This window comes from Methanolobus zinderi (assembly GCF_013388255.1).
Classification (GTDB): domain Archaea; phylum Halobacteriota; class Methanosarcinia; order Methanosarcinales; family Methanosarcinaceae; genus Methanolobus; species Methanolobus zinderi.
In genome coordinates this window covers 68,769-86,988 of record NZ_CP058215.1, presented here as the reverse complement: position 1 = coordinate 86,988, position 18,220 = coordinate 68,769, and the positions used below count along the sequence as shown (strand labels likewise).

General features: G+C 47.0%; 20 protein-coding genes. 13 read left to right on the top strand and 7 right to left on the bottom strand.

Annotated features, from left to right (window positions below; translation table 11 throughout):
- Positions 1-56: 56 nt before the first annotated feature.
- A complete protein-coding gene (locus tag HWN40_RS00420) occupies positions 57-869 on the top strand; it encodes a hypothetical protein (RefSeq protein ID WP_176963910.1) in 813 nt (270 codons plus the stop codon).
- An 18-nt stretch (positions 870-887) separates the two neighbouring features.
- On the opposite strand, the gene speB is transcribed toward HWN40_RS00420, so the two are convergent.
- The 5 genes from speB to HWN40_RS00395 all read right to left on the bottom strand — a co-directional run bounded on the left by speB (position 888) and on the right by HWN40_RS00395 (position 5,228).
- The gene (gene speB / locus HWN40_RS00415) at positions 888-1,784 is read right to left on the bottom strand and encodes an agmatinase (protein WP_176963909.1); all 897 of its coding nucleotides are present in this window, start codon (positions 1,782-1,784) and stop codon (positions 888-890) included.
- A gap of 29 nt (positions 1,785-1,813) precedes the next feature.
- Positions 1,814-2,197 (bottom strand): translation initiation factor IF-5A, encoded by a 384-nt coding sequence (locus tag HWN40_RS00410; protein ID WP_176963908.1) that lies wholly within the window; start codon positions 2,195-2,197, stop codon positions 1,814-1,816.
- Positions 2,198-2,384: 187 nt separating this feature from the next.
- Positions 2,385-4,109 (bottom strand): aldehyde ferredoxin oxidoreductase family protein, encoded by a 1,725-nt coding sequence (locus HWN40_RS00405; RefSeq protein WP_176963907.1) that lies wholly within the window; start codon positions 4,107-4,109, stop codon positions 2,385-2,387.
- Between the two features lie 47 nt (positions 4,110-4,156).
- Positions 4,157-4,537, bottom strand: a complete 381-nt coding sequence (locus tag HWN40_RS00400) for a methylated-DNA--[protein]-cysteine S-methyltransferase (RefSeq protein ID WP_246275939.1) — start codon at positions 4,535-4,537, stop codon at positions 4,157-4,159.
- The gene (locus tag HWN40_RS00395; RefSeq protein ID WP_176963905.1) at positions 4,515-5,228 is read right to left on the bottom strand and encodes a matrixin family metalloprotease; all 714 of its coding nucleotides are present in this window, start codon (positions 5,226-5,228) and stop codon (positions 4,515-4,517) included. Before HWN40_RS00395 ends, HWN40_RS00400 begins: the two co-directional genes overlap by 23 nt.
- Before the next feature lie 119 nt (positions 5,229-5,347).
- Here HWN40_RS00395 and HWN40_RS00390 point away from each other — a divergent pair, with 119 nt between their 5' ends.
- The 9 genes from HWN40_RS00390 to HWN40_RS00350 all read left to right on the top strand — a co-directional run bounded on the left by HWN40_RS00390 (position 5,348) and on the right by HWN40_RS00350 (position 13,832).
- Positions 5,348-6,199: an HAD family hydrolase gene (locus tag HWN40_RS00390; protein ID WP_176963904.1), complete on the top strand. Its 852-nt coding sequence runs from the start codon at positions 5,348-5,350 to the stop codon at positions 6,197-6,199.
- A gap of 217 nt (positions 6,200-6,416) precedes the next feature.
- Complete coding sequence (gene atwA / locus HWN40_RS00385) at positions 6,417-8,033, top strand: methyl coenzyme M reductase system, component A2 (RefSeq protein ID WP_176963903.1); 1,617 nt, start codon at positions 6,417-6,419, stop codon at positions 8,031-8,033.
- A gap of 40 nt (positions 8,034-8,073) precedes the next feature.
- Positions 8,074-9,636, top strand: coding sequence for a methyl-coenzyme M reductase-associated protein Mmp3 (gene mmp3, locus HWN40_RS00380; protein WP_176963902.1), 1,563 nt, complete (start codon positions 8,074-8,076; stop codon positions 9,634-9,636).
- Positions 9,636-10,073 (top strand): methanogenesis marker 6 protein, encoded by a 438-nt coding sequence (locus tag HWN40_RS00375; RefSeq protein ID WP_176963901.1) that lies wholly within the window; start codon positions 9,636-9,638, stop codon positions 10,071-10,073. Before mmp3 ends, HWN40_RS00375 begins: the two co-directional genes overlap by 1 nt.
- Positions 10,074-10,082: 9 nt before the next feature.
- Positions 10,083-10,544: a methanogenesis marker 5 protein gene (locus tag HWN40_RS00370; protein ID WP_176963900.1), complete on the top strand. Its 462-nt coding sequence runs from the start codon at positions 10,083-10,085 to the stop codon at positions 10,542-10,544.
- Positions 10,541-11,782 (top strand): methanogenesis marker 15 protein, encoded by a 1,242-nt coding sequence (locus HWN40_RS00365; RefSeq protein WP_176963899.1) that lies wholly within the window; start codon positions 10,541-10,543, stop codon positions 11,780-11,782. Before HWN40_RS00370 ends, HWN40_RS00365 begins: the two co-directional genes overlap by 4 nt.
- A gap of 4 nt (positions 11,783-11,786) precedes the next feature.
- Positions 11,787-12,386: a methanogenesis marker 17 protein gene (locus HWN40_RS00360; protein WP_176963898.1), complete on the top strand. Its 600-nt coding sequence runs from the start codon at positions 11,787-11,789 to the stop codon at positions 12,384-12,386.
- Positions 12,386-13,321 carry a methanogenesis marker 7 protein gene (locus HWN40_RS00355; protein ID WP_176963897.1) on the top strand — a complete coding sequence of 312 codons (936 nt, stop codon included), beginning with the start codon at positions 12,386-12,388 and terminating at the stop codon, positions 13,319-13,321. The genes HWN40_RS00360 and HWN40_RS00355 overlap by 1 nt, the downstream gene beginning before the upstream one ends.
- Before the next feature lie 37 nt (positions 13,322-13,358).
- Entirely contained in the window at positions 13,359-13,832 is a 474-nt protein-coding gene (locus tag HWN40_RS00350) for a carboxymuconolactone decarboxylase family protein (RefSeq protein WP_176963896.1), read from the top strand.
- Between the two features lie 3 nt (positions 13,833-13,835).
- Here HWN40_RS00350 and HWN40_RS00345 read toward each other — a convergent pair whose 3' ends face one another.
- Positions 13,836-14,750, bottom strand: a complete 915-nt coding sequence (locus HWN40_RS00345; RefSeq protein ID WP_176963895.1) for a presenilin family intramembrane aspartyl protease PSH — start codon at positions 14,748-14,750, stop codon at positions 13,836-13,838.
- A gap of 149 nt (positions 14,751-14,899) precedes the next feature.
- Here HWN40_RS00345 and HWN40_RS00340 point away from each other — a divergent pair, with 149 nt between their 5' ends.
- The 3 genes from HWN40_RS00340 to fen all read left to right on the top strand — a co-directional run bounded on the left by HWN40_RS00340 (position 14,900) and on the right by fen (position 16,672).
- Entirely contained in the window at positions 14,900-15,223 is a 324-nt protein-coding gene (locus HWN40_RS00340) for a hypothetical protein (protein ID WP_176963894.1), read from the top strand.
- Between the two features lie 106 nt (positions 15,224-15,329).
- On the top strand, positions 15,330-15,620 hold the full coding sequence (locus tag HWN40_RS00335) for a hypothetical protein (protein ID WP_176963893.1): 291 nt from the start codon (positions 15,330-15,332) through the stop codon (positions 15,618-15,620).
- Between the two features lie 35 nt (positions 15,621-15,655).
- The gene (gene fen, locus HWN40_RS00330; RefSeq protein ID WP_176963892.1) at positions 15,656-16,672 is read left to right on the top strand and encodes a flap endonuclease-1; all 1,017 of its coding nucleotides are present in this window, start codon (positions 15,656-15,658) and stop codon (positions 16,670-16,672) included.
- Here fen and gpmI read toward each other — a convergent pair.
- On the bottom strand, positions 16,669-18,213 hold the full coding sequence (gene gpmI / locus HWN40_RS00325) for a 2,3-bisphosphoglycerate-independent phosphoglycerate mutase (RefSeq protein WP_176963891.1): 1,545 nt from the start codon (positions 18,211-18,213) through the stop codon (positions 16,669-16,671). The genes fen and gpmI overlap by 4 nt on opposite strands.
- Between the last annotated feature and the right edge of the window lie 7 nt (positions 18,214-18,220).

The following is an 18,220-nucleotide window of genomic DNA, read 5'->3' as shown; positions in this document are numbered from 1 at the left end:
TTATCCTACCAGAACTATTATTTAAAAATATAACTGAATTTAATATGACATTTTTTATGTCCGGGGATAAGGGGGAATGTACTTTGAAACAAAGACTTGTAAGAAATGCAATGCTAGTTTTCCTGACATTGCTGGTTATCTTTGCATCGGGTTGTACTGATAATTCCGATTCTGAAGATGCACCTGTCCAGGAAACGACAGATGAAGGAATGGCCAACGAAACAAACAGTGCAGATGAAGCGTCCGTAGACATGGTAGATACTGCTGATTTTGTGGAAAGTGTGGACAATCGGTACTTTCCGCTGGAGCCAGGAACGACTTTTGTTTATGAAGGACAGGTCCAAACTACTGATACGGATATCGAAGTATATGTGACCGACCAGACAAAGGATGTAATGGGAGTGACCACAACCGTTGTCAGGCAAAGCGAGTCATTTGACGGAGAACTTGTTGAAGAGACTGATAGCTGGTATGCACAGGATGTAGACGGAAATGTCTGGTATTTTGGAAAAGATGTAAAAGATTATGATAATGGTGAGGTTGTAAGTACCGAAGGTTCCTGGGAAGCCGGTGTGGATGGTGCGGAGCCTGGTATCGTAATGTTTGGTGATCCGCAGCCGGGACTTGCATACAGACAGGTATATTATGAAAACAGACTTGAGGATCAGGCTGCAGTGGTCAGCCTTACAGAGAATGTAACAGTACCGTATGGGTCCTTTGAGAACAGCCTTCTTATCAGGCAATGGTCTGATCTTGAAATGGGTTATGAAGTTAACAAGTATTATGCAGAAAATGTGGGGCTGATTAAGGAAATAGCTGTAAGGGGTTCAGATGAGGAATTTGAGCTTGTGAACGTAACTTCTGAATGAAAGCTTACTATTCTTTCATCATTTATCTCTTTTATTTAAACTATTTTTGGAATCGTCTGAAGCATGGGCTGCAATAAATTCCCTGAGCATTTTTGTGCCGAGCAGGGCAGTCTGGCCACTGTCATATTCAGGTGCAATCTCCACGATATCAAATCCTATCGATCTTGGTGCAAGGCTGTGTATGACATCTCTTACCTCAATATCGCTGAGTCCGAAGGGTTCAGGTGTACCCAGGCCCGGAGCATATGCGGGGTCCAGCGCGTCCATATCCAGTGAAAGATATATCTTTGAGCTTCCCAGGTAATCGATGATTTCTGAGAGTACTTCCTTTATTCCCTTCTCGCGGACATTATCGGGTGTATAATATTTGATCCCGTTTTCCCTTGCATAGGTCCATTCTTCCCTGGGACCGCTGCGAACACCGATGGTAACATACTTGTCCGTTACTTCGTTGAGGATGTGCCGGGAGACACAGGCATGGCTGTACTTTACTCCGCTGTACTCCTCGCGAAGGTCGAAATGTGCATCCAGTACCACAAAGCCGATATCCTCTTCTGAGTATTTTGCACATGCTTTCACACAGGGAAGGGTGAGTGAGTGCTCACCGCCAAGCATTATGGGGATCTTCCCGTCAGCAACAATGGGCTCCACGGCAAAGGAAAGTTCCTGCAGGGTATCGTCCACGGTGCTATAATGTTCCAGATTCCCTGCATCGTGTATGAGCAGGTCCTGGTAGTCAATATCAAAATGATGGTTATAGGTCTCGAAATTCTCGGAAGCCTGCCTCATGGCATCAGGTGCCCAGCGGCTTCCGGACCTGAAAGATGATGTACCGTCAAAGGGAACCCCGAAAATAACATACCTTGCAGATTCGTAGTCTGCCAGGGCATCCATCATCTCAGGCTTGTGGAACATGATAAAAAAGAGTGAGGAAATGAGATCGATTATCTCATATCGATCTTCATTTTGCCCATTGCTGTAAGGTAGGTGATCTCTTCTCCTTCGTTGACCCTGTCCTTGTATTCTTCTGGTATGGTGATCTCGAAGGTGGAGAAGTCTCCCATGTCCATTAGCTGGGCAATGTCGCCGGATACGCTGAGTACCTGTGCAGTCTTTCTCTCGACGATCGGTACGTAGACCTTATCAGTAACAGGACCTACAATGGATCTCTTCTGTCCGTCAAAAAGGCCGATGACATCGATCCTTGCCTTTGCAGAACCATGCTTTCCCGGCTTGGATTTGGATATGCTTTTGATCACACAGGGCTCATCATCCACAATGACGTATTTTCCTTCTTTGAGCTCTTTTACTTCAACTTGCACTTTCATTTTGTAATCCTCCGATTCGAAAATATATTAGTGATAATGATTTTGCTGTATAATTCCCTGTTCAGTATATCAAATTTACCTCTGAATACAGAAACCGGAACCATTTTATAGCAGGCACTAAGTTAAACATTCAACTATATAAATCAAATTGTTTGTTTTTCATCAATTCCGGTTATATCAGTACTCATTAAGCAAATTCAGTCTCATTTTTTACTGCAATATCCAGCTCCTTAAGTTTTTCCCCTGTCGGAACTCCGTTCGTATCCCATCCTCTGAAATGATAGTAGTCCGATAAGGCATTCCTGAACTGCTCCCTGTCGATACCGTCCTCCCCGAAGAACCTTCCGGGCAAAATGTCTTCCTTTTCATGGGCGCCATCTGTCCTGTTAAGGATTCTTTCAAGGTTGTATATTCGCTCTCCCGCCTGCAACAGTTCCTCTGCGGAATAATCCATGCCTGTTGCAGCATTAAGAAGGGATACAAGCTCAACCTCACTCATGGCAAAGAATGCAAAAGGGCAGAGTACGAGTGAATCGATGACCGCTGCAAGGTTCTGGAAGTACTGCACAAGTGCGGCCTTGCCATCGAAACTCTGTCTTTTGAGCAGCATGGGTTTACCCATAACCTCGGGTGCGATCATGAATGCATTCAAATGGCAGGCTCCTTTGTTGGACGTTGCATATGCAAGGGCCATACCGGCCGAAGCTCCGGGATCATATCCCGGTATCTCAAGTCCCATGACACTCATGTCGATATCTGTGGCACCCTGTGAGCAGAGGTAAGCATGAGAGCCCCTTGAAAGCTCACTTTTTCCCTCTCCTATTCCTGTAAGTGTGGCTTTCAGGTCGATATCCCCGACTGTAAAGGAGTTCAGTTCCATATATGAAGCAATTGAAGCACCACATGATACCGGGTCCATGCCGTAATCAAGGCAGATGTTGTTAAGTTCGATAATCGTCTTCAGGTCGCTGTTGCCCAGATTCGGCCCGAAAGCCCAGATGGCATCATAGTCGGGTACGGGTGTTCCATCGGTAAATGTTCTCCTGCAACCAATGGGGCAGGCATCACATGGAGTTTTGTTGATCTCATAGTTTTCAGCGATGAATTCCCCGGAGATCTTTTCAGCTCCTTGGAAATCCTTCTTTCGGAAATTCTCGGCAGGCAGGATTCCCATATAGTTGAGCAGGTTCACAAATACCGGTGTCCCGTACTCTGCGAGTCCTTTGGATGCAGGCGGATTTGCAACCAGCAGTCTGTTTGCCTTTTCCACTGACTTTTCAAAAGCATCCCTGTCTGCGACCTCAGGTTTATTGCTTCCCTTTATAACCACAGCCTTGAGATTCTTTGAACCTGCAACAGCTCCGTGTCCTCCGCGGGCCCCGTATATTCTGTCATTTACCATACTGGCCATGGGGAGCATTATCTCTCCGGCCCTGCCTATGCATGCAACTTTTCCCTTAGGTTCCAGCAGGCTGGTGGTTTCAGCGGTATTCTTCCCCCATAGGTGGTCCGCAGGCAGTATCTCTACTTCCTCATCCTCTATATGCAGATAAACAGGATTTTCTGCCTTTCCTTTTATTACAAGAGAATCTATGCCTGCAAATTTCATCTCCGAACCGAAGGATCCTCCTGCGTTGGAGTCAAAGATACCCTTTGTAGGGGGTGATCTTGTGCAGATACTGAAATGTCCCGAAAGCGGTGCAGCGCTTCCGGTAAGCGGGCCGGTGCTGAAGATGAGGGGATTCTCAGGGTCTAATGGTTCAACTTCCGGCTCTGCCATCCGGCTCATCAGAGCACAGGAAATTCCCCTGCCTCCTAAAAACTTCTCAGCATCTTTCTTTTTTGTCCTTGATTCGGTAACTGCATTGTTCTCAAGATCAACGATTACCGTTCTTCCTGTCCACCCAAACATGTTCTCTCCTCTTTTACTGACCTGCAGGACTTCATAGTTACTATATCTCACTTATCTGATAGGGCTTTTTTCTCCATTTCAAGCATCTTCTTCTTGAATTCGACCTTCTCTCCGCAGTTTTCCCCGCAAAAGCCGCCAGTGCCTGAAGATGAGACCACCCTATGGCATGGTATTATTATGGGATAGGGATTTCTGGAAAGCGCTCCTCCCACGGCCCGGCTAGCACCTTCTTTTCCAATGCGACAGGCCAGTTCCCTGTATGTGATGGTCTCACCGTAGGGGATCTTCCTGGTCTCTGTAAGTACCTTTTGCTGGAATTCCGTAAGCTCTGACAGGTCTAGTTCATAATCTGAAAAATCAACTTCCTCCCCGCTAAAATAGCGCAGTATGGCCTGGAAAACGGTCTTATTCTTCATCGTCTTGATCACCGAAAATCTCTTCCTCGAGCTTCTCCCTTCTCTTCCTGGAATGTATCCATCCTATTCCGTAATAGAGTATTATCGAGGATGCTATGATCATGCCGGCTATCAGATAGGGACGTGTGGATTCAAGAAGCAGCGGGTCAGCTTCTAGTTTCTGGTCGTAGCTTGGATACATGATATCTCCTCTGTCATTGCTGTGACCAAGTCCCAGGGCGTGTCCGATCTCATGTCTGGCAAGGTCTCTCATGGTGGTGTCTCCGTATTGCCTCCATGAATATCCCTGGTAGTTACCCACCTCCAGCACGATCTCCACTCGCTCGTATCTGCCATTGATCACATAGGGTTTTGCATAACCTGCAACGCCATCCTGGACTCCTGCATCCTCTTCAAGGTTCTCGACCCACATTATGAGAATATCTGCATCGTCCTCTTCGACTATGACAAATTCCGGTGTGTATTCAAGCTGGCCGTTACCGCCATTGCTCCAGTACTCCAAGGCACTTTCCACCTGAGTCCTGTAGCTTGGACTGTAGTGCTCCGGAACGTTCTCATCATCTATGTAGACCGTGATCGTCGTATTATCCCAGGGCATGGGGTTGAGTTTCGGATAGTCCGTACTGCCCGGTGCGAAGATTGTAGTAAAGAAGATGAGGATCAGGCCGATCAGCACTGCGGTTTTTAGCTTCTTGTATGGCATTGTATCCTGAACAGGGTTATTATCAGCTTCTACATATATCTATGGATACAAATTAGATCTTAATGGATACATCCTTTTGCCAGCGTAAAAGTAATTATGGTTCTGAACAATCAGGGAGTATGCAAAAAAAAGTGGCTGTGGTCTTTGACAGTGCAGGTACCCTGCTTCATATGTACCGTGTTGCAAAGGACGCAGGTACCGGTATGATACTTGAGGATATCCAGTCCACTCTTCTGGTAGCCCGGAAACCTCACCGTGCACTTGTGATAGTCAATGCCGATCTTGAAGAGGTATCATACTGTGATCCGAAGCTTACACTCCACGGTCTGATCAAGCAATATGATATCAAACTGGACATAAGCTGTGCAAGCCGGCCCTTTGAACTTGAAGAGGTATATGGTATCATCGAAAAAAGTGATGTTTGTGTCAGTGATGTGAACGATGTTGTATCCCATGTTAGAGGACACTGCCCTGATATCTTCTATCTGGCTGCCGGTATAATCGTGGATGCCCAGGATTATATGATTCCCTATGTTCTGAGCACAGCAGGAAAAATGTACTCCGATACTCCTGCTGCCATCGCAACTCTGCAGGATATGGGTGTTGATGTTTTCATAGCATCCGGAGACGGTTACAATAACCTGGAAAAACTTGCAATGTCCATCGGTATTCCCATGAGCTTTGTACACGGGGTTGCCACCACCCGTGATAAGGAAAGGATTGTACGGGAATTGCAGGAAGAATACGATTCCGTGGTCATGGTGGGGGATGGAATGAACGATATACTTGCACTGAGGGCGGCGGATGTGGGTATTCTGACGGTGCAGCAGGGTGATGAAAGGCCTGATGTCCTGCGCAGATCTGCGGATGTGGTGGTCGGAAATATTCTTGAAGTGGCAACAGTTGCTAAAAGTTTGCTAAATTCAGAAACATTAGAAAATCATGATCAATGGCCGGTTTTTAGAAGTTAACAGTGCTAAATATGTGCGTTATGTTTATGTACTGAGTTAAATAATCCAAGTGTAGTTTATTTAAAAAATCATTAAAATGTTGTCACCAGGATCACAGGGTTCCTGCATCATTAGTTTTGTATTGAAAATACAAAACCATTAAGTAATTTGCCTATATATGCATAGACACATATAATGGACAGTAAACCCCATGCATCCGGTAGGCGGAGGAAATCGTATGGCAGTATTTATTGAGGTCAAAGACCTTTCACTGGAATTCGACGGCGTTAAAGTTCTGAAAGATATCAACCTGAGTATCAATGAAGGTGAAGTGCTGGGTATTCTGGGAAGAAGTGGCTCAGGCAAGACTGTACTTATGCACGTCCTGCGTGGAGTCGAAGAGTATGAAGGGATAAGCGGTTCGGTTATCTATCACCTGGCACGTTGTGAGAAATGCGGCCATATAGAGCCTCCGAGCAAGACAGGAGAAGAATGTCCTGCCTGCGGCGGTGACACCTTAAAACCATTTGATGCTGATTTTGTCAAAATGCCTCTGCACGATCCGAAGAGAAAGGACATTACCAAAAGGATCGCGATCATGCTCCAGCGCACATTCGCGCTATACGGTGATGACAGGGTTATTGCCAATGTGGTAAATTCCCTTACCGAGATCGGGGTAAGCAGTGAAGATGCACTGAGCAAGGCCGTAGACCTGCTGGAAAAAGTACAGCTCTCCCACCGCATGATGCACGTAGCCCGTGACCTGAGTGGTGGTGAGAAACAGAGAGTTGTGCTGGCACGTCAGCTTGTAAGGGATCCAATGTTGCTGATAGCCGATGAACCCACAGGAACACTTGATCCACGTACAGCAAAGGTCGTACACGACGTGATAGAAAAGGCTGTCAGGGATTATAATATGACCATGGTGATCACATCCCACTGGTCCGATGTTGTGGAGGACCTTGCTGACAAGGCCATCATACTGGAAGACGGAGCCATTGTCAGTGAAGGCGATCCTGCTGATATCTCAAAGGAGTTCATGCAACGTGTGTGCTCTGTTGATAAGAGCTGCGAGGTTGAGATAGGAGATCCTCTGATCAGGGTGGACAACCTGGTGAAGAAATATATATCTGTCAGCAGGGGTGTGGTATATGCTGTTGATGATATCTCCTTCGAGGTCAAGGAAAGTGAGATCTTCGGACTGGCAGGTACAAGCGGTGCCGGAAAGACGACAACCTCCGAGATTCTTATGGGTATAGTTCAGCCGACAAGCGGTGAGGTCCAGGTCAGGGTCGGTGACGAATGGATAGATATGAAAAAACCCGGACCCGAATGCAGGGGACGCGCACTGCAGTATATGGGTATACTGCATCAGGAATACGGACTCTACAATCACAGAACCATTATTGACAATCTGACAGAGTCAATCGGTATCGACCTTCCATACGAGCTTGCTGTCAGGAAAGCTATCAATACTCTGATGTCAACCGGTTTTACCGAAGAGAAGGCAAAATCTATATTATCAAAGATGTCAGATGAGATTAGTGAAGGAGAAAGGCACAGGGTTGCCCTCGCCCAGATATTGATGAAAGAACCGGTAATAGTTGTAATGGATGAGCCTACCGGTACAATGGATCCCATCACAAAAAAGGATGTTACAAGGTCCATTCTCACAGCACGTGAAAAGATGGGCGATACATTTATCATAGTATCTCATGACATGGATTTCCTGCAGGAGATATGTGATCGCGTTGCTCTTATGAGAAGCGGCAAGATAGTGGATGTAGGCGACCCGGATATTGTCCTCTCACAACTTACAGAAGAGGAACGTCTGGAAGCTGCAACGGAATCATGACGAAAAACTTAAGGGGTGTTTAACCCCGATTATATAAGAGGTGTTTGACACGAGCGATGAAATTACGGTGGAGATCAATGGCTACGAAATCAAGTTGCCGGAAGGTTCAACTCTTGAAGATGCGATCAAGGTGTCAAATGCCCCGTACCGGAAAGGTACGGCAGTCGGGATATTAATAGAAAAAGAGGATGTCAAGGCCAAAAGTTCCCGGGAATACAAGGTAAGGACATCCAAGGGCGATTTCAGGATAGAACTGGATGAAAACACATCCTCATCCACGGAAAGATGGCTGGATAATTATGATAAATACAGTGACCTGCCGGTACGCTGGGTAAGCAGGAACGCCATTGCTTTTGGCCCGTTTGTCTCGGACACAGGCAGCGTCAGGGGGAACATGGAATTCGGGGCCTTTGAGCTTATGTTCGCAGCCGGAGGCGGTGATCCCGATAACACACATCTTATTTTTACAAGGGACAAACATGTTGCCGAATACGGTGCACCTGAAGAAGGCACATTCGCAAAAGTGATAAGTGCAAAACATGTCCTGCTGGATCTGGGAAAAAGTGACAGGATACTGGGCATCGAACCCTTCGTGGAATGGGAGGAAGTAGGAGAACATATCTTCACCACGGATCTCTCCACAAAGCTGGAAGCTGGCATGAAAGTCTTCACCTATGTGGAGATCGAGATCGACCCGGAGGCTCCGGAAGGTGCAGAACACCTGTTTGCGATCACGAGGGACGGGACATTCAATGTCGATTTTGTCTCATCGTCTTTTATTTCAGACCATCGTTTCCTGGGTGAGATCGTAACTTATGAGAATTTCGAGTCAAGGTCGGCAGGTTCGGTCTTTGTCAGGACCGTGGGTTACGGTTCGGGCAAACTGTTCATTGCCACGGATGACAGGACGTCCACTATCATGCATTCGGTTGTAGGCCATGTTGTCAAAGGGTTACAACTTGCAAAAATGACAACTTCCGGTCAGAAGATCACCATTGAGACATCTCCCGAGCCCATTATGCTTCCGGGAATAAGTCATATGGAAGCGGAAGAGAAAATGAAGGCTGTGGGTGTTGAGGTTGTCAGGAAGGGGTATACAGAGGATGAAGGTTTCATTGTCAGGCAGGATCCCGAAACCACCATTGATATACTGAGGTCGGGCAAGGTCACCCTCACAGGTGTGGACCCCGGTCATCTTGTGAAGATAGAACTCTATGATGAACTTGCTCCGAAAACCCTCGACTTTTTCAGACACGCTACGGACCTGCAATATAAGCCCGTGGGCGTGTTACCTGTGCTCATGACCTATGAGAACACTTATATCTTCAAGGCGGAAAAGGAAGCTGAGAAGTACAAGGAGATATTACCTGAGAACATTCCCAAAGGAGTTGTCAGTGCAGGTGAGATCGGTGTGACCAACCAGGCTGCAAAGAGAGCAGGAATGGTGGGTGTGAAAGCCGAGGATAGTGATCTTTTCGGGCCTACCGGTGAGAAGTTCACAAGCACCAATATCATCGGAAAGGTTATTGAGATGGATAAGCTCAAAACCCTGAAAGACGGGGATATCATGTATGTAATAGAAAGCAGCCGGGAGGATGAGTGATGTCAGACAGAGAAGAAGATGATGTTATTACCAAGCTTGTTGTGATCAGCTCTGACAGTGTCCTGCCGATAGATGCTGCCATGAAGATATATGAATCCGAGACCAGTATAGTTATCAAGGAGACATGTTTCGGGACCATGGTCACAGGTCCGAGGGAAGCTGTCAACAGGGTCGTAAAAGAGGTTGTAGACCTTGACAGGAATCATATATTCGTAAAGGAAAGGGGTTTTCCGCCCGGCGACGAGAGGCGCTGCCGTGCAAGCAGAGGCGGGGGGCCAAGACCCGGTTTCCATTATCTGCGGGAAGAGGTGCAGATGCTTCCAACAATAGGGAAAGCACTTGATGATTATGAGAAGAAGATCCCGTTGAAAGAGACCGGGAAAAAGAAAAAACTTGAGGTCAAACAACTGGAAGATATCATTGAATCCGCGTTATGAGGCATTATCATGGTAAAAGTCATTATTTATCCTACAAACAGTCTGATACTCTCGGACCTTGTCGAGAGATTCGGGCATACACCCATTGCTATGATGGAAAAAATTAAGGAGAAGATATCCACCGTGAGTGTGGATTCACCTCCGTTGAATATTACGGCAGAGGAACCAAAGACCGGATTGAAGTATGCAGCCGTTGAAGTGCCCGCTGGTGTCAGGGGAAGGATGGCGATAGTGGGTCCCATGATCGATGAGGCGGAAGCAGCCATCATTGTGAACGAATCGCCCATGTCCTTTGGGTGCATGGGTTGTGCACGTACCAACGAGCTCACAAAATTCCTGATAAGAGAGCGTGACATCCCAATGCTTGAAGTGGACTATCCCACAGGGGACGAGGAGGCCAGGGAATTCGTGTATGAGATAGGTGAATTCTTAAAATCTCTGCCCGGTGGCAAGAAGGAGGGTGAACAGTGAAGGACGAAGGTGTTGTAAAAGTAGCCCTGGTATCATGCGGCTCCGAGTATGCGGGGGTTCATGGTGAACTTGAGTCCGTGGCGGAATCGGTCAATGCAAAACTTGTCTATCCTGAGATCGATGTTGCTTCCCTGGATAATATGGGAAAGGATTTTGGTATTGAGGCTGCAAGTCCCGATCTTCGCCTGATGATGGCAAGAGCAAAGGCTGTTGTGGAAGGCATTGCGGATGTGGACGGTGTATTCATCACCTCCTGTTTCAGGTGTGCAGAGGCTGCAATTGTCAGAAATGAAGTGCGTCGCTATATTCACAGATATTCGGATATTCCTGTTATCAGTTATTCTTTCACGGAACGTACAACCGCTGCAACCCTGATGACCCGTATGGAAGCCCTCACGACCATTGCAAGACGCAGGCATCTGCTTGCAAGGGAGAACCAGAGCGGTCTGACAGCGGGTATAGATTCTGGTTCCACCACCACCAAGGCCGTTATTATGAAGGATGATGAGATCATCGGTTCCGGCTGGGTGCCCACGATCAAGGTTATCGAGAGTGCTACAGAGGCCTTTGATCAGGCACTTGAGGAAGCAGGTGTCAAACGTGAGGACATACAGGCAATGGGAACCACGGGCTATGGTCGTTTCCTGGTTGGTGAACACTTTAACGCTCAGCTTATACAGGAAGAGATCACGGTAAACTCCAAGGGAGCGGTTTACCTTGCTGACAAGCAGAAGGGTTCGGCCACTGTCATCGACATAGGAGGTATGGATAACAAGGCCATATCCGTTGAGGATGGTATCCCCGGAATGTTTACCATGGGAGGCATCTGCGCCGGTGCATCAGGTCGTTTCCTGGATATGACCGCCAAGAGGCTGGGTGTGGACATTACCGAACTGGGCGCGCTGGCAGTAAAGGGCATGCAGCAAAATGTGAGCATGAACAGTTACTGTATTGTTTTCGGTATCCAGTCCCTGGTGAACTCACTTGCAAAGGGTGCAAGTCCCGAAGACGTTGCTGCTGCTGCCTGTTACAGTGTTGTGGAACAGATATTCGAGCAGCAACTGCAGGAAGTCGATGTAAAGGAACCTCTCATACTTGTGGGAGGATCATCACTTATTGAGGGTGTTCCCAAGGCACTTGGTGACCTGCTAAAGGTTGAGGTACTTGTTCCTCCGAACTCCCATCTGATCGGTGCGGTGGGAAGTGCCTTGCTTGCATCAGGATATGTGGAGGATTAACTCCATGGAAGCTCTCGAGACCTTTATTGTAGAATCCACGGTACCTGAGGAAGGTGAAGCTTACAGGAGCATAATCTCGGACGTCATCTCGGAGCTTGTACTGGGCGGAGCCATCGGTAGAATAAAGGTTGTCATCAGGCCCGAGGATTCGCTCTTTCAGATGGCTATTATCCTGAGAGGAAGCCAGAACCCTGTAAAACTCTCAGACTTTGGCGAGGCAGGATACGGGGCACTGGAAAAGAAAGAGGTCAAAATCACGATCAATGAGGAAAAGTATCTGCCTGCCCTGCTTGAGAAACTGTGGGCAAGGTACGGCCGTGGAAATGTGACACAACCCGAGAGAAGGACCGTTCTTGTAAGACAAAAAGGTGATCTTGAAACGGAGATAGAGTTCCTGATGGAAATGGTGGTTGCCGATCCGAAACAGACCCTGCTCTCAAGACTTGTGGAAATGGCAATAAGGTCAACTCCCGAGGGTTTCAGGGTGCGTTATCATTCCATGAAGGACAATTATTTTATTTTCGTGGCCAGTGAGGACAGCCTCAGACCCGAATGGATAGATGAAGGGCATAAGATACTTGCCGAACTACAGGAGGTGGAATAATGGCTGCAGTGCTTGAACCGTATATCTACGAAGGTGGTATCCATAAGCACACCCTGATCACCGAACTTCTGGAAGATCTGGGCGGATACCTGATACAGAAGGTACCGGCTGCCACAGAAGTCACCCTTACCATGCTGATACCCCGGGAAGATGTGCATCTGATCGAGGAGCTCGGCAAGAAACTGCTCGGCACACTCACAAAGGCTCCGCTCACGGGCACTGAAATCGCCGTGGTGTCTCCTACATTGGCATCCCATCACCTGCCCCACTCTGCCTGCGACGTTGCAGAGCACCTGCGCAGGGATGGTGCCAATACGAATATGCTCGGTCTTGCAAGAGGTATGGGAAGAAGGGTTGCGCTGTCTGCTGACTATGAGCGCAGGCTTATAAACGAGCATGATCTGGCTGTATTCTCTTTTGGTACCTTCAGTGACTGTATCAAGAACAAAAAACCAAAGCTTCTTGAAGGTGTGAGGATTCCCAAGGTAGTGACCGGAGGCCCGGAGCTTAAGACCGAGGAGGTTGCACATGCCGATGTGTATGTGGGTAATATAGGAAGGGTTGCCCACCGTCTGCGCAAATCGGATGAGATCAGTTCACTGGATGTCATGAACCAGAAGGTCGGTGAGGTCGTGGAAAAGATGCGTGAGGAACTTGCAAAGGATCCTCTGGCGGTACTGCCCCCGAGGGTTATGAAGGAAGTGCATGAACAGGTACCTCAGATATACGAGGTACTCACGCCAGCCCCGATAACCCTGCAGCTTGACGGTCTGCGCATAAAACTTCCCTACGGGCAGTTCCATGAAAAGATAGAGAACCTTGAATTCGATGAGGGTATAAGGCTTTCAGAGCTTGCAAGGATAACCCCCTCCAAAATGAAAAATTATATATTGGTCAAAATCAAACGTGAATCTGAGGTTGGCTTTGTTATTTGACAGCAATCGTCCATCTCTCTGAACCGAGGCTGTTCTCATGGAAATCGAAAAGATACGGAAAACTATTGATAAGGATACCGACGAGGCTGTAGAAGATATTCTCACAGAGGTGGAAGAACGTTATGGTGAAATTCCGTATATTGTGAATTTCATGAAGGACATGCCCGAGCTGTTCATCCCGAGGATGATATACGAGAACAGCGTCATGCGTGAGTTCAGGCGTATGGACCCTAAAACTGTGGAACTCATATGTATTGCTGTTTCCTCAGCACTTCGGTGCGAATACTGTCTGAAGACCCATGTAAGGGTTGCGAAGAGACTTGGAGTATCAAAGGAAGAGATATTCGATTCTATTCTGATTGCTTCCACGATATCCAATGCCGCCGTGCTTGCTGAAGGTACACGTTCCCTGGACTCGGAATTCAGCGAGGATGAGTCCGAAAAGCAGAATAGCAGGGATGGTACCTGCACGATCTGCAATATCGCTTCGGAGCTTCCCGAAGAAGAATAATTTTCAGTAGAAAGGTGTTCCTGCTATGAGAACGCCTACGATGTAACCCAGGATCACACCACCGTTCAAAAATGGTAGTCCTGCCTGTGGTTTTCCTCTCATTACAAGTACTGTTAGTGCAATGAATCCCACTAGAGTACCTACCATGGCTGCCAGTGCCGGGATGTTTATGAATCCTGCTATCCGGTATGCGTCTGTGAGGAAGATGTTTGCCGATACCACAAGTATGGTCGGCATGATGGCGTCTCCCAGACCCATGAAGAACGCTTCCCTCTCCTCTCCCTCTTCTTTTTTGAAGGAGTCCTCGATAAAGGAATATTTCATGTGCTTTGGCATCACGAAAAGTATTGGGAGACGCATATCCATAACTCCTTCTGCAAGGTCTATCATGTGTTTTGTCCTGTAAACTGCGATGGCATCATATATTGCCAGAAGTCCGAGGAGTACCACCACCGGTATTATGGAAAGTGAGATGCCGAATATTGCACTGGCTCCCGCACCGATTAGCAGTCCCACTGTGTTTATCACATACCATTCCGGGAACTTATAGAGGAGCACGGTCAGGATCACGGCAAGGGAAATTGAGATCACGTTATTGATCAGAGCGGATACTGTGGTAAGTGCAAACAGAGCGTAGAATACATAATACATCGTTGAAGCCACTGCAAGCAGGATGACCAGTTGTATTATCCACTGCATACCTCTTCTGATGGCCATCAGCAGCAGGAATGTGAATACGAGTATGGCACCAATGTAGAATATGGCGTTTGAGGCATCATCAGGGTCTTCGAATGCCCTCATATCCTCGGCCACCATGGGTGCGGCCAGTAGAAGGGCCACCAGCTGTACGATTATAATGATACCTGCCATTGCGAGCATTGGCCTGTATTCTTTGAAGCTTTTTTCCTCCGAACTCAATTAATAAACTCCCGTTATTTATTACAAATATTTATATCAGTTCCAAATATGTTATGAGCATATATATTTAATACTATGCCACATCTCTGTCAAATATAAAACCTATAAGTACAATAGGATACCCATATAAAGCAAAAGAGGGAACGAAAATGGAAAGCCGGGATATTATATTCTCAGTTGTAATGGTAGTGTCTGCGTTTGTTCTGACATATGAATGGCTTGGAAGGTTCAAGTACAGTCCGGCAAACGCTCTGATCATACTTGCCGCCATCGTGATGGTTGGTTCTCTGGCAGCTATGATCCTGTCTGTAGATATGCGTCTCAGAAAAATAGACAGCATGCTTGAGGCAAAGGAACGTTCATTGAGAATAAATGTCCAGAGCGTCGAGGGCAACCTTGACAAGAGGATGAACGAGGTTCTTGGCAGAGTGGATGACGTAATGAACTCTCTGGAAAGGACCCGTTACAGATGAATTTTCTTCTTTTTCCAGTTTATTCCAGCATTAATCCGAAAGTCATATTAACAGGATGTTATGTACATGGGATTCAATGTCTTCCATTCTAGTGAGAGGTGCGTAAATGCGCATTAACTTAGAACCGGTAGGAATAATTAAAAAAGCTGGTAAATGTTCTGAGGTTCTCATTTATTCCGAGTTCGAGCAGTTGATAAAGAATATCGCTACAAGGCTTGGAAATAGTGATCCTGCAGAACAGAGTCTTCTTATTGTTCACAGAAATAAGGACAATAAAGACATTCATCAGGTACAGGTTACGAAAACAAATATTATCGATCGGGTGGGGAATATCTTAAAAGTGGGGAAGATAGATGCCAACGATGACTCGGTCATCGACGTAAGGCTCAACGAGTAATTATAAGACTCTATTTGAAAAAAGGATGAAAATAAATGGGTACTGATATAGGGGACCTCTTGAAGAAAAGGCCGGTGGAACTGCCAGATCTGACTGCCAGAGTGGTCGCCATCGATGCATACAATACCCTGTACCAGTTCCTGAGCATAATACGCCAGAGGGATGGCACTCCTCTTAAGGATTCCAGCGGGAATATCACATCCCATCTGTCGGGAATACTGTACCGGATGACAAATCTAGTGGAAGCAGGAGTAAAACCTGTTTTTGTTTTTGATGGCAAGCCCCCCGAACTGAAGTCCGGGACCATTGAAAAGCGCTCCCAAATCCGTGAGAGTGCAAAGATAAAAGCCACCGAAGCGCGTGAAAAGGGACTGGCCGAAGAAGCGTACAAGTATGCACAGGCTTCCTCAAAGGTGGATGCCACAATAGTTGAGGATTCTAAGAAACTGCTTGATGCAATGGGAATCCCCTTTGTGGATGCACCCTCGGAAGGTGAGGCACAGGCAGCTTATATGGTCAGAAAAGGAGATGCTGATCTTATAGGTTCACAGGACTATGATTCTCTGCTTTTTGGTGCTCCGTCTGTGGTCAGGAACCTGACCGTCTCCGGGAGGAGGAAACTGCCCGGAAAGAACATCTATGTGGATGTGAAACCTGAGATAATCGATCTTGAGGAATCCCTGACAGAACTTGGGATAAGTCATGAACAGCTTATCGATCTTGCTCTCTGTGTCGGAACCGACTACAACAGCGGACTCGAGAAGGTCGGCCCTAAAACGGCACTCAAGCTGGTAAAAGAGCATGGCAGTATTGAGAATATTCTGGATGCAAAGAAAGCTGAGATCGACAAACTGGAATCGATTAAGGGATTCTTCACGGACCCTCCGGTATCAGATGATTATGAGCTGAAATGGAGCAAACCAAAAATTGAAACTGTTATCGATCTGCTCTGCACGGAACATGACTTTTCAAATGCCAGGGTTACAAAGGCACTGGAACGCCTGGAAGCATCTTCCGGGGGCGGCCAGAGTACCCTTGACAAATGGTTCTAATTTTTGACAAGCAGTGAATCGCCTGTCATATCCTCAGGCTTTTCTATGCCAAGCATCTCAAGCATTGAGGGTGCTATATCGGCAAGCTTTCCGTTTTTCAGAGATATGCCCTTATCCGGATTTACAAGAACACATTTTACAGGGTTGCAGGTGTGTGCGGTATGTGCTCCTCCTGTGTCATAATCCAGTATCTTCTCGGCATTACCGTGATCCGCTGTGATAAACGCCGCTCCGCCTGCATTTATCAGAGCATCGATAATCTTTCCTACACACTCATCCACCGCTTCTACAGCTTTGACCGTGGCATCAAAGAAACCCGAGTGTCCGACCATATCCATGTTCGCAAAATTGAGGATAATTGCATCATATTTGCCTGATCTGATACGCTTTACAAGCTCGTCCGTGACCTCATAGGCACTCATTTCAGGTTTCAGGTCGTATGTGGAGACCTTTGGGGATGGTATGAGACATCTTTCTTCTCCGGGGTTCTGTTTCTCCTCTCCGCCATTGAAAAAGAAAGTAACATGGGCGTACTTCTCGGTTTCAGCGATACGGAGCTGTTTTCTGCCAGCTTTGCTCAGGACCTCGCCCAGTGTATTTTTTATTGTCTCAGCAGGGAATGCCACCGGGACATCCAGTTTCTCATCGTACTCGGTCATGCATACATAGAACACATCCGGTTCTGCTTTTCTTTCAAATCCTTCAAAATCCTTCTCCACAAAAGCATATGTGAGCTGGCGTGCCCTGTCCGGCCGGAAGTTAAAGAAAATTACCGAATCTCCGTCCTTCACAGTTGCAACAGGATTGCCTTCTTCGTCAACTATCACCGTGGGTTTGACGAACTCATCGTTCTCACCCCTGTCATAGGCAAGTTCTATGGCTTTAACCGGGTTTCCTGCAACAAGTCCTTCTCCAAGTGTGAGAGCATCGTATGCTAGCTCCGTCCTCTGCCATCTCTTATCACGATCCATTGCATAGTATCGGCCCGATACAGTTGCCACCTGTCCGTAGCCGGTATCTTTCATGAGCTTTTCCTGCTCCTGCATATCTTTGAGTGCTGCTCTTGGTGGCACGTCCCTGCCGTCAAGGAATGTGTGGATGTAGACGTTGTCAAGTCCTTCTCTTTTTCCCATTTCCACAAGAGCTCTCATGTGGCTCATGTGGCTGTGTACTCCACCATAGGAGAACAGGCCCATTATATGAAGCGAGGAAGCGTTCTTCTTTACATTCTCAATAGCCCTGAGAAGAACAGGATTTTCAAAAAAAGAGCCATCTTCTATTGCCTTGTTAATCCTGGTGTAATCCTGATAAACTATCCTTCCGGCACCGATATTCAGGTGACCTACCTCTGAATTTCCCATCTGTCCTTCGGGAAGTCCCACGGCATTCCCTGCAGCATTCAGCAGGCAGGAAGGATATTTCTCTACAAGGCTGTCCAATACAGGTGTTTTTGCAGCCTGGATCGCATTACCGGTTTTTTCCTCTGTATAGCCCCATCCGTCAAGTATCATTAACAAAAGAGGCTTTTTAACCTGTGACATATGGGTT

Bases quoted from the DNA above. Each gene is read 5' to 3' on its own strand.
- HWN40_RS00405 (WP_176963907.1), bottom strand. From the start codon at position 4,109: ATGTTTGGGTGGACAGGAAGAACGGTAATCGTTGATCTTGAGAACAAT.
- HWN40_RS00335 (WP_176963893.1), top strand. From the start codon at position 15,330: ATGCGCATTAACTTAGAACCGGTAGGAATAATTAAAAAAGCTGGTAAA.
- atwA (WP_176963903.1), top strand. From the start codon at position 6,417: ATGGCAGTATTTATTGAGGTCAAAGACCTTTCACTGGAATTCGACGGC.
- HWN40_RS00370 (WP_176963900.1), top strand. From the start codon at position 10,083: ATGGTAAAAGTCATTATTTATCCTACAAACAGTCTGATACTCTCGGAC.
- HWN40_RS00395 (WP_176963905.1), bottom strand. From the start codon at position 5,228: ATGCCATACAAGAAGCTAAAAACCGCAGTGCTGATCGGCCTGATCCTC.
- HWN40_RS00375 (WP_176963901.1), top strand. From the start codon at position 9,636: ATGTCAGACAGAGAAGAAGATGATGTTATTACCAAGCTTGTTGTGATC.
- HWN40_RS00350 (WP_176963896.1), top strand. From the start codon at position 13,359: ATGGAAATCGAAAAGATACGGAAAACTATTGATAAGGATACCGACGAG.
- HWN40_RS00420 (WP_176963910.1), top strand. From the start codon at position 57: ATGTCCGGGGATAAGGGGGAATGTACTTTGAAACAAAGACTTGTAAGA.
- HWN40_RS00390 (WP_176963904.1), top strand. From the start codon at position 5,348: ATGCAAAAAAAAGTGGCTGTGGTCTTTGACAGTGCAGGTACCCTGCTT.
- HWN40_RS00410 (WP_176963908.1), bottom strand. From the start codon at position 2,197: ATGAAAGTGCAAGTTGAAGTAAAAGAGCTCAAAGAAGGAAAATACGTC.
- speB (WP_176963909.1), bottom strand. From the start codon at position 1,784: ATGTTCCACAAGCCTGAGATGATGGATGCCCTGGCAGACTACGAATCT.
- HWN40_RS00355 (WP_176963897.1), top strand. From the start codon at position 12,386: ATGGCTGCAGTGCTTGAACCGTATATCTACGAAGGTGGTATCCATAAG.
- fen (WP_176963892.1), top strand. From the start codon at position 15,656: ATGGGTACTGATATAGGGGACCTCTTGAAGAAAAGGCCGGTGGAACTG.
- gpmI (WP_176963891.1), bottom strand. From the start codon at position 18,213: ATGTCACAGGTTAAAAAGCCTCTTTTGTTAATGATACTTGACGGATGG.
- HWN40_RS00360 (WP_176963898.1), top strand. From the start codon at position 11,787: ATGGAAGCTCTCGAGACCTTTATTGTAGAATCCACGGTACCTGAGGAA.
- HWN40_RS00340 (WP_176963894.1), top strand. From the start codon at position 14,900: ATGGAAAGCCGGGATATTATATTCTCAGTTGTAATGGTAGTGTCTGCG.